2 protein-coding genes are annotated in these 858 nt (G+C 33.8%); both read left to right on the forward strand.

What is annotated here, in order from left to right; translation table 11 throughout:
* Nucleotides 1-218 (forward strand): recombinase family protein (locus JVV30_RS13055; RefSeq protein ID WP_204194363.1); only part of this gene is annotated, 218 nt, incomplete at its 5' end.
* A gap of 190 nt (nt 219-408) precedes the next feature.
* Nucleotides 409-858, forward strand: a 450-nt coding sequence (locus JVV30_RS13060; RefSeq protein WP_204194364.1) for a recombinase family protein, incomplete at its 3' end; no start/stop codon positions are given.

Here is an 858-nt window from a genome sequence, read left to right on the forward strand (position 1 = left end):
AACCTATTGATACTGTAAGAGAATATTGTAAAAACAATGGTCTTAAGATCACTAAAATCTACGACGAAGAAAGCACCTTGGTAGATGATATTAACGATAATCATATCAAACCTAAACGTGTTGTCTTTTGGGGCACCTATGAAGATTATCCTAAGTTGGACAAACTCTGTTCAAAGCGAAAAATTAAATTCATTACAATATTTCCAATGTTGGTATAACACTTTTACTACTATAAAAGTCAATTGGGAGGAAGAATATGGACGAATTAATCACATTACTCGCTGATTTAGTGCTTGAAGAAATTAATCATGCTGATGACTAATAATAACGCCCAACACCAGCAGGTGTTGGGCTCATCTATAAATTCGTTCATAAATATATATTATCACTTTGGAAGGAGGAAACAGGATGAAACAAGCAATAGGTTACTTACGACAGAGCACTACAAAGCAACAATCACTCTCGGCTCAGAAACAAACCATCAAAGCATTAGCCGAAAAGCATAATATTCAACACATTACCTTTTATAGCGATAAACAATCAGGTAGAACTGAAAATCGAACAGGCTACCAACAAATTACTGAACTGATTCAACAAGGACAATGTGACGTATTATGTTGCTATCGTCTGAATCGACTTCATCGTAATCTAAAAAATGCATTAAAACTCATGAAATTATGTCAAAAATACCATGTTCATATCTTAAGCGTTCATGATGGCTATTTTGATATGGATAAAGCATTCGATCGGCTTAAACTTAATATTTTCATCAGCTTGGCCGAACTAGAATCTGATAATATAGGCGAACAAGTCAAAAATGGAATCAAAGAAAAAGCGAAACAAGGTAAAATGATTACA

The sequence above is a fragment of the Staphylococcus sp. GDY8P47P genome (assembly GCF_016892225.1).
GTDB classification, from domain to species: domain Bacteria; phylum Bacillota; class Bacilli; order Staphylococcales; family Staphylococcaceae; genus Staphylococcus; species Staphylococcus borealis.